Here is a 13,672-nt window from a genome sequence, read left to right as displayed (position 1 = left end):
CGGCCATGAGCGCACCAACTGCGGACGTGGCCGTCATCGGCGGCAGTGGCTTCTACTCCTTCCTCAGCGACGTGACCGAGCACGAGGTCGAGACGCCGTACGGCGCCCCGTCGGCGCCGGTCGCGATCGGCACCGTCGCCGGCCGCACCGTCGCCTTCCTGCCACGCCACGGCAAGCAGCACGAGCACCCGCCGCACGGGATCCCGTTCCGCGCGAACCTGTGGGCCCTGGCGTCGCTCGGCGTCCGGCAGGTCCTCGCCCCGAGCGCGGTCGGCGGGCTCCGCGACGAGGTGGCGCCGCGCGACCTGGTGGTGCCCGACCAGCTCGTCGACCGCACCCACCGCCGCACCTCGTCCTACGTCGACGGGCCCGGTGCCACCCACGTGCCCTTCGCCGACCCCTACTGCGCCCGGCTCGGGTCGGCCCTGGCCGAGCGCGACGGCGTGAGCGCCGGCGGCACGCTGGTCGTGATCGAGGGACCCCGCTTCTCCACGCGCGCGGAGTCCCAGCACTACGCCGCCCAGGGGTGGAACCTGATCGGGATGACGGCGGCCCCCGAGGCGATGCTCGCCCGGGAGATGCAGCTGTGCTACCAGACGATCGCACTGGTCACCGACATGGACGCCGGCGTCCCCGGTGGCGCGGCGGTGAGCCAGGCGGAAGTGTTCGCGGTGTTCAAGGAGAACCTCGAGCGGGTCAAGGACGTCATCGTCGAGACGATCGGCGACCTGCCCGACCCGGCCGGGTGCAGCTGTGCCACGTGGGCCGACGGCATCGACTTGACCTACGACGTCCCGGCGCCCCGATGAGGGTGCTGCTGACCGGCGCCGCCGGCTTCATCGGCGGCGCCATCGCCGACCAGCTGCGTGCCGCGGGCGACGAGGTCGTCGCCGTCGACTGCATGCTCCCCGCCGCCCACGGCAGCGCGGCGGTGCCCGAGGGCGTCCACGACCTCGACGTGCGTCAGGCGGCCGACGCCGAGGAGTGGGCCGCACTGCTCGACGGCATCGACGTGGTGTGCCACCAGGCCGCGATGGTCGGGGCGGGCGTCACGCCGGCCGACCTGCCGGCGTACGCCGGCCACAACGACCTGGGCAACGCCGCGCTGCTCGCCGGCATGTACGCCGCTGGCGTCTCGCGGTTCGTCTTCGCCTCCTCGATGGTCGTCTACGGCGAGGGCCGCTACGCGTGCCCGACCCACGGCGTACGCGTCCCGCAGCCGCGGGCCGTCGCCGCCCTGGACGCCGGCGACTTCGACAACCACTGCGACGAGTGCGGTGCCGTGCTGGCATGGGAGAGCGTCGCCGAGGAGACCGAGCTCGCGCCGCGCAGCTCCTACGCCGCCTCGAAGGTCGCCCAGGAGCACTACACGCTCGCGTGGGCTCGGCAGGCCGGGGGAGCGGCGATCGGGCTGCGCTACCACAACGTCTACGGGCCGCTGATGCCCAAGGACACGCCGTACTCCGGTGTCGCGGCGATCTTCCGGTCCTCCCTGGAGCGCGGCGAGGCACCGCAGGTCTTCGAGGACGGTGCCCAGATGCGCGACTTCGTGCACGTCGACGACGTCGCCCGGGCCAACGTGCTCGCACTGCGGGCGGTCGCGGAGGCGCCGGCGGAGTCCTACGCGGCCTACAACGTCGCCTCGGGGCACCCGATCGCGATCAGGGAGGTCGCCGAGATGGTCGGCGAGGGGGCCGGACGCCCCATCCCGCCCGAGGTCACCGGCCAGTACCGCCTCGGCGACGTGCGCCACATCGTCGCCTCGCCCGAGCGCGCCCGCACCGAGCTCGGCTTCACCGCCGAGGTCACCCCCGACGTCGGCCTGCCGGCCTTCGCCACCGCCCCGCTGCGCTCCTAGGTGCCGAGTCGGCGCCAACTCGGCCCACGACCCCGTCGAGTCGGCGCCAACTCGGCCCGGGAATCCATCGAGTCGGCGCCCACTCGGCCCGGCAGAGCCGAGTGGGCGCCGACTCGGCAGGTCACCAGCTGGTGTAGAGCAGGTGCTGCACGATCAGGGCGGCGGCCACCTGCAGGCCGAGGCCGTGGCGGCGCCATCTCTCGGGCAGCAGCGCGCACGAGACCAGGAGCCAGGGCACGAAGATCAGCCAGATGCGCTCGACCTCGGACTTGCTCATCCCCGAGACGTCGGCCAACACCACGCAGGCGACACCCGCGACCGCGATCAGGACGGCCACTCGCCGACCGGCGACGTCCCCGTCCTCGGCGTGCTCCGCGGCGCTCGACCGCCGCAGCACCCCGGGCGCCGCGACGGCGACCGCACCGAGCCCGGCGCCGACAAGTGGCCCGGTCGAGACCAGCAACGCCCCGATGTTGCCCCACCACCAGTAGGTCATCGGACGGTCGGCGGCGATGCCGTCGTGGTAGCGCTCGACGAGCACCGGGTAGGCCTCCCACCAGGCGAAGCCGTACGCCGCGAACACGCCGACGACCACGAGTGCGGCGGGCACCGACACCAGCAAGGGCCGCCAGGAGCGGGCCGCCACCAGGACCGCCACGGCGACCAGCCCGAGGATGGCGAACCCGTAGGAGCAGAAGACGCCGTAGCCCAGCAGCAGGCCGCTGAGGGCGCCCCAACCCACCAGGCCGGCGGTGCGGCCCTCGCGGTCGGCGCGTGCCGCCAGTGCGACGGCGACCATGCCCCAGCAGGCGAGCGCGGTGAACGCGGCGTCGGCGGAGACGGCGAGGAAGAGCGCTGCGGGCGCCATGACCAGGAACGGCGCGGCCCGCCGGGCGACCGACTCCGCCCCGAGCGTGCGCAGCAGCACGAGGACCGCCACCGGGATGGTGGCCGCGATGAGCGTGACGACCGCGCCGGCCGCGAAGTCACCGCCGAGGCCGAGGCGGGCGAGGAGGACGAAGAACAGCAGAGCCCCCGGCGGGTGCCCGGCCACGTGGGTGGGCCAGTTGTCCTCGGCGGGCTTGGGGATCCGGTCGATGAAGCCGTCCAGCAGCGCCGGGACGTCGTCGACGGCCCGCGCGGTCTGCAGGTACTCGTAGGGGTTGCCCAGCACCCGGCTGATCCCGGACTCGCCGTCGACCAGGGCGAGGGAGAACAGCCACGCCGTCCCGACGACGAACGACACGAGCAGCAGTCGCCGCCACGGCAGCCGGTCGGCCAGCTGCACGGCGTACCGCCAGGCGAGCAGCGCGAGCAGCAGCGCGGGCAGCGTGCCGGGGCCGAACCACGTCGGCTCCCAGTACCCGTGCAGCGGGGGTACGACGCCGTCGACCGCCGACCTCGGTGCGCGGGTCCGCACGTCCCAGTCGAGCAGGTGGGGGAGCGTGAAGGTGAGCGCGAGGACACCGAAGGCAGCGAGCAGGCCGAGGAGGGGAGCACGCGTCCGCATGGCTCGACTGTAGGGGGCGCGCACCACCCGGTGAGGGCTGCCGGGGCAGGGTTCAGCGGTTCGTAAGGAGATTCGGTGCCGACACTCAGCCGGACCGGCGACAATGGTGGGATGGCGATCTGTGATCTGGTGCTCCCGTGTCGGGACGAGGCACCTGCTCTCGAGGCACTGTTGCCCCGCATTCCCGCTGAGTTCGCGGTGATCGTGGCCGACAACGGCTCCACCGACGACACCGCGACGGTGGCGCGCCGACTGGGCGCGCGGGTTGTCACCGAGCACCAGCCCGGCTACGGCGCTGCCGTGGCCGCCGGCATCGGCGCCGCGACGGCGGAGTACCTCGCGGTGATGGACGGGGACGGCTCGTTCGACCCCGATGACCTGCTCCCGCTGCTGGCCGAGGTGACCGCAGGCCGCGCGGAGATGGCAGTCGGTCGCCGCCGTCCGGTACGCCGCGGCGTCTGGCCCTGGCACGCCCGCCTGGGCAACCGCCTGGTCCTGGCCTGGTTGCGTCGCCGCGCCGCCCTGACCGTCCACGACATCGCCCCGATCCGGGTGTGCCGGCTGGCCGACCTCGAGGGCCTCCGCGTGACGGACCGTCGCTTCGGCTACCCGGTGGAGCTGCTGCAGAAGGCGACGCGCGCGGGCTGGCGGATCGCCGAGCACGACGTCGCCTACCACCCGCGCGCCGAGGGCACGCGGTCGAAGGTGTCCGGCTCGGTGCGTGGCACCGTCCGCGCTGCCCGGGACTTCGCCCGGGTGCTGTCCGAGGGCGAGCGTGCCGCATGAGCGCCCGGATGCTGGTGATCGCCAAGGCACCGGTGCCCGGTCGGGTCAAGACCAGGCTGGGGGCCGACGTCGGGATGGAGGTCGCCGCCGAGGTGGCGGCGGCATCGCTGCTGGACACGCTGGAGGCCTGTGCCGAGGCGGTAGGTCCGGACCACTGCCACGTGGCGCTGGCGGGTGACCTGGCCGACGCCGTCCGCGGTGATGAGCTGCGCGCTGCGCTCGAGGGCTGGCACGTCACGCCGCAGCGTGGCGACGGTCTCGGCGAGCGTCTCGCCGCCGCCCACGCCGATGTCGCCGGGCCGCGCGTCCAGGTCGGCATGGACACCCCGCAGGTCACCGCTCCGCTGCTCCGCGACGTGGCGACCGGGCTCGACACCCACGACGCGGTGCTCGGCCGTGCCGTCGACGGCGGGTGGTGGGTGCTCGCCCTGCGTGACGCCGCCCCGGCCCGGGTGCTGCCACACGTGCCGATGTCGAGCGAGGAGACCCACGACGCGACCCTCGCCGCGCTGCGTGGTGAGGCGTTGACGGTCGGGGACACGGTCGAGCTGCGCGACGTCGACCACGTCGCCGACGCCGACGCGGTGGCCGCCGACGCGCCGGACAGCCACTTCGCCCGCTGCTGGTCGGGGGTGGTCGTGCGATGAGCCCCGTCGCCGCTGAGAACTTCGCCCGTGCCCTCCAGGGTGAATCGGTCGCCGTCATCGGGCCCGGCGACGAGCGCATGGTGCTCCCGATGGGGGAGTGGCTGCGCGACGCCGACGAGCAGGACCGTGAGTTCCTCGCCCACTGCGTGGGACCCACGATCGACGTGGGCTGTGGCCCCGGCCGGATGACGGCTGCACTCGCCGAGGCCGGCCACGTCACGCTGGGCGTCGACGCCGTCTCCGAGGCCGTGGCCACCACGCTGCGCCGTGGCGGGGTCGCGCTGCACCGCGACCTCCACGACACCCTGCCGGGTGAGGGCCGCTGGGGCACGGCGCTCCTCGTGGACGGCAACATCGGGATCGGTGGTGACCCGGTGGGGCTGCTGCGCCGCATGCGTACCCTGCTCGCCCCCGGTGGCCGCGTGGTCGTGGAGGTCGAGGCGCCCGGCGTCGCCAGCGAGTCGGTCAGCCTGCAGCTGGACTGCGACGGCGAGTTCAGCGAACCCTTCCCGTGGTCCTTCGTCGGAGCCGACGGCATTGAGGAGATCGGTGCCGAGGCGGGCCTGGGGCTGACCGCGCTCCACGCCCACGGGACTCGCTGGTGCGCGGTGTTGGAAGTACCGGCATGAAGCTCCGCGCGCCGGCTCCGGAGCACTTCACCTCGCGACTGCGAGGGGTGGCCACCACGGCGCGCGTCGGCACCTGGCTCGGCATCTGCTTCGGGTTGTGCTTCCTCACCGGCCTGGTGAGCCACTACGCGCAGAACGTCGACCAACCCGTGCCGTTCCCCACCAGCCCGGCCTGGGGCTACCAGGTCACCCAGGGGCTCCACGTGATCAGTGGCACGGCAGCCGTCCCGCTGCTGCTGGTGAAGCTGTGGCTGGTCTACCCGCGGCTGTTCCAGCGTCCGCCCCGCGAGCCGCGACGGCTGCCGCTGGAGGCCCTCGAGCGCGGCTCGATCGCGGTCCTCGTCGCCTCCGGTGTCTTCCTTCTCGCGAGCGGCCTGATGAACGCCGCCCAGTGGTACCCGTGGGAGTTCTCCTTCCGCCGCACCCACTACGCCGCGGCCTGGCTGGCCATCGGCGCCCTGCTGGTGCACATCGGCGTGAAGCTCGCCCTGGTCCGCGAGGGCTGGGCCGAACGCCCCGACACCGAGCCGACCGAGGGTGGTGGCCTCAGCCGCCGTGGCCTGCTGCGCACGACCGCGGCCGCGGCCGGCGTCGCGGTGCTCGCGACCGCCGGCAACACCGTGGGCTGGCTCCGGGAGGTGTCGGCGTTCGCCGTCCGCTCCGGCGAGGGCCCGCAGGGAGTCCCGATCAACAAGTCCGCCGCGGCCGCCGGCGTCACCGAGACGGCCACCGCCGAGGACTACCGCCTCGAGGTCGCGTACGGCGCCACGACGGTCTCGCTGAGCCGTGAGGACCTGCTCGCCCTCCCGCAGCACACCGAGGAACTGCCGATCGCCTGCGTGGAGGGCTGGAGTGCGACGGGCGCGTGGACCGGCCCGCGTGTTCGTGACCTGCTGGAGCTGGTCGGTGCACCCGCCGAGAGCACCGTCGAGGTGATCTCGCTGCAGGAGAGCGGGCCGTTCCGCGCCTCGACCCTGCAGGGCAACTTCGCCGCCGACGACCGCACCCTGCTCGCGCTCGCCCTGGCCGGCGAGCCGCTGGACCTCGACCACGGCTACCCGGCACGGGTCATCGCCCCGAACCGTCCGGGCGTGCTGCAGACCAAGTGGGTCACCCGGCTGGAGGTGCCGGCATGACCGCGCTGCGGATCGCGCTCATCGGGCTCGGTACCCTCGTGGCGGCGTACGGCGGCTATGTGCTGGTGACGCGGCAGGACGGCGACAACCTCCTCTCGGCGGGCACCTGGCTGGTCGGCGGTGTCGTGCTCCACGACGCCGTGCTCGCGCCGCTGACGCTCGCCGTCGCCTTCGTCGCGGTCCGCCTGCTGGCGGCGCCGTGGCGGTTGCCGGCGACGGTGGCGCTGGTGGTCCTGGCGCCGCTGACGCTGCTGGCGGTCCCGGTGCTGGGGCGGTTCGGGGCGCTGGAGGACAACCCGACGCTGCTCGACCGCCCCTACCTCGCCTCGTGGCTCGTCCTCGTGGCCGTCGCGGCGCTGACGGTGGCGGTGGTGGGGTGGGTCCGTGCTCGCGGACCGGCGGTGCGGGGTCGATCAGGAGAGGAGCAGGCCGATGGCACGCGTACTCGTCGTTGACGACGACCCGACGGTGCGGGAGGTCGTGGTGTCCTACCTCCGCGCCCACGAGCACGAGGTGCGCGAGGTGGGCGACGGCGAGAGCGCGCTGAGCACCATGGCGGACTGGTCGGCCGAGCTGGTCGTGCTCGACCTGATGCTGCCCGGCGTCGACGGGCTCGAGGTCTGCACGCGGCTGCGGCGCGACAACGAGGTGCCGATCATCATGCTCACCGCCCTGGGCGGCGAGGCCGACCGCGTCGTTGGGCTCGAGCACGGCGCCGACGACTACGTCGTCAAGCCCTTCAGCCCGCGGGAGCTGGCGCTGCGGGTGGACTCGGTCCTGCGTCGCGCCGGGGCCGGGCCGGCGCTGCCCGAGGTGGTCACCGACGGTGATCTCGTCATCGACGCGGGCCGCCACGAGGCCACGCTGGGCGGCCGTGCACTGTCGCTCACCAGCCGTGAGTTCGACCTGCTACGGTTCCTCGTCGCCCGCGCCGGCACCGCGTTCTCCCGGGAGGACCTGCTGCAGGAGGTGTGGGGCTGGTCGTTCGGCGACAGCTCCACCGTGACCGTGCACGTACGACGCCTGCGCGAGAAGGTCGAGGACGACCCGACGCGGCCGGGTCGCCTCGTGACCGTGTGGGGCGTCGGCTATCGATGGGAGAGTGATGGAGCCTGAGGTCGAGATCGCCCTGGTGGCGGCGATCGCCGCACTGGCGGTCGGCGTGCTCGGGCTGGGCGCGGGATGGCTCGTACGCCGCCGCTCGCTCGCCTTCCAACTGGGGCTCGTCGCACTCGTCGCGGTCACCGCCGTCCTGGCAGGTGTGCTGGCCGTGGCCTGGCGGATGTTCCTCTCCCGCCCCGACCTCGGGGTGGTCACCACGATCACCCTCGTCGCCGGTGTCGTGTCGCTGCTGGTGGCCCTCGTCGTGGGTCGGTTCCTCGCGGCCTGGTCCGAGGCGTTGCGCCAGGAGGTGCGCCAGGTCGGTGACGGCGCGCCGTACGTCCCCGACGGGCGGGGCCCGGCGGAGTTCCGCACGCTGTCGGAGGAGCTGTCCGCCACCCGGGAGCGCCTCGAGGCCGCCCGCACCCGCGAGCAGCGGCTCGAGGAGTCCCGCCGCGAGCTGATCTCGTGGGTCTCGCACGACCTGCGCACGCCGCTGGCCGGCATGCGGGCGATGACCGAGGCCCTCGAGGACGGCATCGCCGTCGACCCGGAGCGCTACCACGCCCAGATCCGCGCCGAGGTGGACCGGATGGTCCGCATGGTCGACGACCTCTTCGAGCTCTCCCGCATCCACGCGGGCGTGCTGCGGCTCGACCCGCAGCCGGTCGTCCTCGGCGACGTCGTGAGTGAGTCCCTCGCCGCTGCCGACCCGATCGCGATGGCCCGCCGGGTGCGGGTCGGCGGCTCGGTCGAGCCGGGCCTGCAGGTGACCGCCGATCCTGCGGGGCTGTCCCGGGTGCTGTCCAACCTGGTCATCAACGCGATCCGGCACACGCCCTCCGACGGTGCCGTCGAGGTCACCGGCCGGATGGCGCCGGAGTGGATCGAGGTCGCCGTGACCGACCAGTGCGGCGGTCTCACCGACGAGGAGCAGTCCCGCGTCTTCGACGTCGCCTGGCAGGGCGGCGCGGCCCGCACCCCCGAACCCGGCGAACAGCGCGGCTCGGGCATCGGGCTCGCCATCGTCAAGGGCATCGTCGAGGCCCACCGCGGCAGGGTCAGCGTGGAGAACGTCGCCGCCGGCTGCCGGTTCCTCGTGCGCCTGCCGCTCGAGGCCCCGGTGTCCGGCCAGCCGTAGCCGGCCCCGTACGGCGTCACCCCGGTCGGTCGCCGGTGGTCGTCCAGTGCAGGTCGCGCTCGGGCGCGTAGCTGCAGTAGGTCCCGGTGTGGACGGCGTGGTGCAGGTGGCGACCGAGGACCGGATGGGCACGATCGATGCGGCGAAGTGCGTCGGCCACGCGCCGGTAGACCGCCTTGCGGGCTCGCTCCACCTCGTCGGGGACGCTCCGCGCGCGTCCCCCGAGGCCGTAGGCGGCCTCGAGCTCGTGCACCAGCCACGCGCGTTCCTCGGCGAGGTGCGCGGAGGGCTCCGCCCGCTCCTCGGCCAGGGTCAGGGCGTCCTCGAGCTCGAGGAGTCGTCGCCGGTAACGGGTGCGGGCCTCGGCGTCGAGGATCGGTGCTGCGGTCCGGGCGACCCGCAGCCCCGGCTCGTCCGGCGGCCCCGCCGCAGCGGCCGACGCCGTCCCCGCCCACAGGTCGATGACGTGTCGTTCCCGCCCGGGCGTGGCGAGCAGCGCTGCGAGGTCGTGCATGCCCTTGCTGTCGCGCAGCGTGACGACGCGACCCTCGAAGGCCACCGTCCAGTACTCGCCGTCGAGTCGGAAGACGTGCTGCATCCCCTCCCGTGGCGTGGTCGACGACGCGGCACGCCCGTCGGGCCGTGCCACCGTCATCACCACGAGCGCCTCGACGATCCCGGGCAACGACACCCGCCGTTCGTCGGTGAACGCGATGCCCGAACCGGGGAGCACGTCGCGGACGGTCCCGGTGACCACGACGCGACCGGCGAGCCCATGGCGCAGCAGGGCGGCGGGAACGGCGGACGCGGGTCCGGCCACGGCGCCGTCCCGGACCTCGCACTCGGCCGTGTGCACCGCGACCACCAGTCGGGCACCGCGCTCCGGGGCGGCCTCGGCCAACCCCGCAGCACATCGCACCGCGCGTGAGGCCGAGTCGAAGAGGATGGCTGACGTGCCCGACGCGGTGATGACCTCCGTGCCGCCCCACCGGCGGGCGTGACGCCGGACGAGCGCCGACGTGGCGGGCTCCTCGGCGTCGGTGGCGAGCAGCGTCACCAGGCGGCGGGTGGCGGGCGCCGCCACCCGTGGGACCCCGAGGAAGTCCCGGACGGCCGCCACGACCGAGGCGGCATCACCCACGTAGGGCAGGTGGTCGACACCCTCCAGCTCGACGAGTCGGGCCCCCGGGATCCTGCGTGCGACGTGCGCGGCGCTGCTGGAGGGGACGATGGAGTCCTGCGACCGATGGAGGACCAGCGTCGGGACCTGCACCGCGGGATAGACCTCGTCGAGGTCGTAGCGGGTCACCGTGTCCATGAAGCGCACCACGGCGTCACGACTGAGCGAGAGCCGCTGCTGCCGGGCGAACCAGGCCACGTAGTCGGGGTCCTCGACGGCCGAGGGCGCGATGAGCCGCACGTGGGCCGCTGCTCCCCGCGCGGTGCCCCAGTCGCGGAAGACGGGGCCGAAGGCGGCGTCGTACTGCTCGGCGTCGAGCAGGCCCCACGGGTGGTCCGCGTCCCGCAGCAGCCGAGAGATACCGCCGTAGAGCACCAGCCGTCCCGTCCGGTCGGGGTACATGGAGGCGAACAGCACCGCCAGGGCACACCCCTCGGACACGCCGAAGATCGAGGCGCGGTGGGAGCCCACGGCGTCCAGGACCGCGACGACGTCCTCGACCCGTTCCTCCAGCGTCGGTGCGAGATGGCGGTCACCGCGGTCGGAGAGCCCACATCCCCGCCGGTCGAAGAGGATCAACCGGGCGAAGCGCGAGAGCTCCTCGAGCATCGCGGCGAGGGACGGCTCCTCCCACTTCACCTCGAGGTGGGTCATCAACCCGAACGCCCAGACCAGGTCGACGGGGCCGCCTCCCACCGTCTGGAAGGCGATCTCGACGTCCCCGGCGCGGGTGTAGCGCGTCTCCGGTGGCTGCATGGCCGTGTCCCTCCGAACCCCCATCTTGGCACGTTCGGCGTCCCGCGACGGCCCACGTCGCGGTGCGACGTACGACGTCGCGCCCACCGGGTGACCGTCCCGGCGACCCGAGGAGAGCACGATGTCCACCACCACCCAACCGATGCAGACCGTCCCGATCGGCGACCACGAGCTGGCCCACCGCACGAGCGGTGACGGCGAGCCAGTCGTGCTGGTCCACGGCGGGTGGGCCGCAGACATGTTGGCCCCCGTCGAACGGGCCGACGCCCTCGCCGGCTACCGGCGGGTGCTCTACCACCGGCATGGCCACGGCCAGAGCCCGCGCCCGCGACCGGTGCGACCGATGACGCTCTCCGACCACGCCCACGACCTGATGGGCCTCCTGGACCGTCTCGACGTCGAGTCGGCACACCTCGTCGGCCACTCACTGGGTGCACTCATCGCACTGACGGCCGCCGCGGATCGTCCCGACCGGGTGGCCTCGCTCAGCCTGCTCGAGCCGCCGGCCCCGTTCTCGCATCCTGCGGCCGCAGACTGGCTGGCGGACGTCGCGCCGGTGGCCGACCGGTACGCCGCCGGCGACGTCGAGGAGGCCGTGACCGCGTTCTACGACGCCACCCTCGCGACGGCGTGGCGCGAACGCATGGACCGGGCCGCCCCGACGGCGTTCGTCGACTCGGTGGACGGTGCGCCCATGGCCATCGAGTCCGACCTGCCGGGGATGGAGTGGACCGAGGGGCTCACCGCCGACCAGGTGGCCGCCGTGCGCTGCCCGGTGCTCCTCGTCGTGGGTGAGAGCACGCGTCCGGTGTTCCAGGCGGCGAGGGAGGTGATCCAGGGGTGGTTCCCCTGGTGCGAGTACACCGGGGTCGCGGGTGCGGACCACCTGCTCCCCGTGCTGGAACCCGACCTCGTCGCGACCACGATCGACCGGTTCCTGCGCGGCGTCGCACGCCAGGAGGCTCGCTAGTCGGCGATGATCGTGGCGAGCGCCGGATCGTCCCCGGCGCGGAGGAGGGGGCCGTGCAGCCGATCGACGAGGTCGTGCGGAGCTACCTGGCCGCAGGTGACGCAGCGGACTACGCGGCCCTCGCCGATCTCCTCCACGACGACCTCGTGACGCACTCGCCGGGTGGCGCGACGACCTTCGGCGTCGCCGACAACGTCGCGGCGTGGCGTACCGCTCACGACGGGCTCGACCGGCTCGGCCACCGGGTCCTGTCGATGGTCACCGCCGGCGAGACCGTCGCGGCACGGGTGCTGGTCACCGGCATCCACGCCGGTCACTTCCTCGGTGTGCCTCCCACCGGTGCCCACCTCAGGGTGGACCAGGCGCTCTTCGCCCGGCTCTCGGGTGGCCGGATCGTGGAGCTGTGGGAGATCGTGGACACCGGGTCGGGACTGCAGCAGATCGGCGTCCTGGGAGACCAGGACCTGGGCCCCGCTCCAGGGTGACGTCCGCCGGCGTGGCAGGTGATGGGCAACACGACGCGCTGGGATCGGATGGGTCCAGGAATGAGTGAGCGCTGGGCGCCGTTGCGCCCAGACCTCCCGGTGAGGGCCGGGGCGCGCCACTGACCCCGCCGACCCGTTCGGGAGGACCCGTGTCCACGACCGCTGCCACGCAGCCACCCCCGTCGGCCCGCTCTGCCGACCAACAGCCCGAGCCGCCGGCGCCCCCGCAGCCGCGGGTCGTCGTCCTCGGGGTGCTCGCGGCCCTGGGGCTGGGCGGTCTGGTGTGGTCGTCCTCCGGCCCGACGACCGCGGCCCTCTACGCGGTCGGTCTGGCGTTCGGTGTGGTGCTCTTCCACGCCCGGTTCGGCTTCACCTCCGCGTGGCGGCAGCTGGTCGCCGTCCGTCAGGGCGCCGGTCTGCGCGCGCACATGCTCATGCTGGCCGTGGCGTGCACCCTCTTCGCGCCGATCCTGGCGACCGGCCTCTCGTTCGGTGGTCCGACGCCGAGTGCGTCGCTCGCACCGCTGGGAGTGGGCGTCGTCGTGGGCGCCCTGCTGTTCGGCGCCGGGATGCAGATCGGGGGCGCCTGTGCCTCCGGCACCCTGTTCGCCATCGGCAGCGGCCAGTCCGCGATCGTGCTGACCCTGGGCGGGTTCATCGGCGGCTCGGTGCTCGGCGCCCGCACCCTCGGGTTCTGGGAGGACGGTCTCCCGGCCGCCGAACCGGTCTCCCTGGCCGACACGCCTGCCGGCTACACCGGCGCCTGGCTGATCTCGCTGACGGTCATCGGCGCGATCGTCGCTGCCACCGTGCTCCTGCAGCGCCGCGGCACGGTCCCGCCCATCGGGCGACCGCCCCACGCGGCCGGCATCGCCCGCGTCCTCCGGGGCACCTGGCCGCTGTGGGTCGGTGCGCTCCTGCTCGCCGGCCTCAACGCGCTCACCCTGCTCCTGCGCGGTGCCCCGTGGGGCATCACCTCGGCGTTCGCGCTGTGGGGCTCCAAGCTCCTCGACCTCGTCGGGGTGGACGTGACCAGCTGGTCCTACTGGCAGGACAACCAGGCCTCCTACGAGGCAGGGGTGCTCGGCGATGTCACGTCGGTGATGGACCTCGGCATCATCCTCGGCGCGCTCATCGCGACCGGACTGGCCGGCAGCTGGGCACTGCATCGTCGAATCCCCGGCCGCCTCGCGCTGGGGGCGGTCATCGGCGGTGTCCTGATGGGCTACGGCGCCCGGATCGCCTACGGCTGCAACATCGGCGCCTACTTCGGCGGCATCGCCTCCTTCAGCCTGCACGGCTGGATCTGGGGCGTCGTGGCGCTGCTCGGGACCTTCGTCGGACTGAAGCTGCGGCCCCTCTTCGGGCTGGGCAACCCCCGCGCCACCGACTCCGCCTGCTGAGGACGGGTGCTCGGCTGGCAGGCATTCGAGCAGCGATGGCCGTGACCCGCTCGTGGCCACGCCACGGACT

Annotated in this window: 14 protein-coding genes; 12 read left to right on the top strand and 2 right to left on the bottom strand. The window is 73.7% G+C overall.

What is annotated here, in order from left to right; translation table 11 throughout:
• Positions 1-5: 5 nt before the first annotated feature.
• Complete coding sequence (locus KUV85_RS06360) at positions 6-809, top strand: S-methyl-5'-thioadenosine phosphorylase (RefSeq protein ID WP_219962369.1); 804 nt, start codon at positions 6-8, stop codon at positions 807-809.
• Positions 806-1,858, top strand: coding sequence for an NAD-dependent epimerase/dehydratase family protein (locus tag KUV85_RS06355; RefSeq protein ID WP_219962368.1), 1,053 nt, complete (start codon positions 806-808; stop codon positions 1,856-1,858). Before KUV85_RS06360 ends, KUV85_RS06355 begins: the two co-directional genes overlap by 4 nt.
• A gap of 121 nt (positions 1,859-1,979) precedes the next feature.
• Here the strand turns inward: KUV85_RS06355 and KUV85_RS06350 are convergent, their stop codons facing one another.
• Positions 1,980-3,368, bottom strand: coding sequence for a hypothetical protein (locus KUV85_RS06350; RefSeq protein WP_219962367.1), 1,389 nt, complete (start codon positions 3,366-3,368; stop codon positions 1,980-1,982).
• A 111-nt stretch (positions 3,369-3,479) separates the two neighbouring features.
• Here KUV85_RS06350 and KUV85_RS06345 point away from each other — a divergent pair, with 111 nt between their 5' ends.
• Genes KUV85_RS06345 through KUV85_RS06315 form a run of 7 tightly spaced genes read left to right on the top strand, consistent with a single transcriptional unit; the run spans position 3,480 to position 8,808 of the window.
• Positions 3,480-4,154, top strand: a complete 675-nt coding sequence (locus tag KUV85_RS06345; RefSeq protein ID WP_219962366.1) for a glycosyltransferase — start codon at positions 3,480-3,482, stop codon at positions 4,152-4,154.
• Positions 4,151-4,801, top strand: a complete 651-nt coding sequence (locus KUV85_RS06340; protein WP_219962365.1) for a TIGR04282 family arsenosugar biosynthesis glycosyltransferase — start codon at positions 4,151-4,153, stop codon at positions 4,799-4,801. The genes KUV85_RS06345 and KUV85_RS06340 overlap by 4 nt, the downstream gene beginning before the upstream one ends.
• Positions 4,798-5,430: a class I SAM-dependent methyltransferase gene (locus tag KUV85_RS06335; RefSeq protein WP_219962364.1), complete on the top strand. Its 633-nt coding sequence runs from the start codon at positions 4,798-4,800 to the stop codon at positions 5,428-5,430. Before KUV85_RS06340 ends, KUV85_RS06335 begins: the two co-directional genes overlap by 4 nt.
• A complete protein-coding gene (locus KUV85_RS06330; RefSeq protein WP_219962363.1) occupies positions 5,427-6,566 on the top strand; it encodes a molybdopterin-dependent oxidoreductase in 1,140 nt (379 codons plus the stop codon). Before KUV85_RS06335 ends, KUV85_RS06330 begins: the two co-directional genes overlap by 4 nt.
• Positions 6,563-7,021 carry a hypothetical protein gene (locus KUV85_RS06325; protein ID WP_219962362.1) on the top strand — a complete coding sequence of 153 codons (459 nt, stop codon included), beginning with the start codon at positions 6,563-6,565 and terminating at the stop codon, positions 7,019-7,021. Before KUV85_RS06330 ends, KUV85_RS06325 begins: the two co-directional genes overlap by 4 nt.
• A complete protein-coding gene (locus tag KUV85_RS06320) occupies positions 6,999-7,682 on the top strand; it encodes a response regulator transcription factor (protein WP_219962361.1) in 684 nt (227 codons plus the stop codon). Before KUV85_RS06325 ends, KUV85_RS06320 begins: the two co-directional genes overlap by 23 nt.
• Positions 7,672-8,808 (top strand): sensor histidine kinase, encoded by a 1,137-nt coding sequence (locus KUV85_RS06315; RefSeq protein WP_219962360.1) that lies wholly within the window; start codon positions 7,672-7,674, stop codon positions 8,806-8,808. Before KUV85_RS06320 ends, KUV85_RS06315 begins: the two co-directional genes overlap by 11 nt.
• Before the next feature lie 16 nt (positions 8,809-8,824).
• On the opposite strand, the gene KUV85_RS06310 is transcribed toward KUV85_RS06315, so the two are convergent.
• Entirely contained in the window at positions 8,825-10,744 is a 1,920-nt protein-coding gene (locus KUV85_RS06310; protein WP_219962359.1) for an alpha/beta fold hydrolase, read from the bottom strand.
• Positions 10,745-10,865: 121 nt separating this feature from the next.
• Between KUV85_RS06310 and KUV85_RS06305 the strand changes: the two genes are divergently transcribed.
• From KUV85_RS06305 to KUV85_RS06295, 3 genes are all read left to right on the top strand, one after another.
• Complete coding sequence (locus KUV85_RS06305) at positions 10,866-11,714, top strand: alpha/beta fold hydrolase (protein ID WP_219962358.1); 849 nt, start codon at positions 10,866-10,868, stop codon at positions 11,712-11,714.
• 53 nt (positions 11,715-11,767) lie between these two features.
• On the top strand, positions 11,768-12,199 hold the full coding sequence (locus tag KUV85_RS06300) for an ester cyclase (RefSeq protein WP_219962357.1): 432 nt from the start codon (positions 11,768-11,770) through the stop codon (positions 12,197-12,199).
• Positions 12,200-12,348: 149 nt separating this feature from the next.
• Entirely contained in the window at positions 12,349-13,602 is a 1,254-nt protein-coding gene (locus KUV85_RS06295) for a YeeE/YedE family protein (protein ID WP_219962356.1), read from the top strand.
• The last annotated feature ends 70 nt before the right edge of the window (positions 13,603-13,672 follow it).

This window comes from Nocardioides panacisoli, from assembly GCF_019448235.1.
Lineage (GTDB): Bacteria > Actinomycetota > Actinomycetes > Propionibacteriales > Nocardioidaceae > Nocardioides > Nocardioides panacisoli_A.
Note: the sequence above shows the minus strand (reverse complement) of the source record. Positions and strands in the feature narration are given on the sequence as shown.

What these genes read in the sequence shown, in the direction of transcription:
- KUV85_RS06360 (WP_219962369.1), top strand. Translation starts at nt 6, where the DNA reads ATGAGCGCACCAACTGCGGACGTGGCCGTCATCGGCGGCAGTGGCTTC.
- KUV85_RS06355 (WP_219962368.1), top strand. Translation starts at nt 806, where the DNA reads ATGAGGGTGCTGCTGACCGGCGCCGCCGGCTTCATCGGCGGCGCCATC.
- KUV85_RS06350 (WP_219962367.1), bottom strand. Translation starts at nt 3,368, where the DNA reads ATGCGGACGCGTGCTCCCCTCCTCGGCCTGCTCGCTGCCTTCGGTGTC.
- KUV85_RS06345 (WP_219962366.1), top strand. Translation starts at nt 3,480, where the DNA reads ATGGCGATCTGTGATCTGGTGCTCCCGTGTCGGGACGAGGCACCTGCT.
- KUV85_RS06340 (WP_219962365.1), top strand. Translation starts at nt 4,151, where the DNA reads ATGAGCGCCCGGATGCTGGTGATCGCCAAGGCACCGGTGCCCGGTCGG.
- KUV85_RS06335 (WP_219962364.1), top strand. Translation starts at nt 4,798, where the DNA reads ATGAGCCCCGTCGCCGCTGAGAACTTCGCCCGTGCCCTCCAGGGTGAA.
- KUV85_RS06330 (WP_219962363.1), top strand. Translation starts at nt 5,427, where the DNA reads ATGAAGCTCCGCGCGCCGGCTCCGGAGCACTTCACCTCGCGACTGCGA.
- KUV85_RS06325 (WP_219962362.1), top strand. Translation starts at nt 6,563, where the DNA reads ATGACCGCGCTGCGGATCGCGCTCATCGGGCTCGGTACCCTCGTGGCG.
- KUV85_RS06320 (WP_219962361.1), top strand. Translation starts at nt 6,999, where the DNA reads ATGGCACGCGTACTCGTCGTTGACGACGACCCGACGGTGCGGGAGGTC.
- KUV85_RS06315 (WP_219962360.1), top strand. Translation starts at nt 7,672, where the DNA reads ATGGAGCCTGAGGTCGAGATCGCCCTGGTGGCGGCGATCGCCGCACTG.
- KUV85_RS06310 (WP_219962359.1), bottom strand. Translation starts at nt 10,744, where the DNA reads ATGCAGCCACCGGAGACGCGCTACACCCGCGCCGGGGACGTCGAGATC.
- KUV85_RS06305 (WP_219962358.1), top strand. Translation starts at nt 10,866, where the DNA reads ATGTCCACCACCACCCAACCGATGCAGACCGTCCCGATCGGCGACCAC.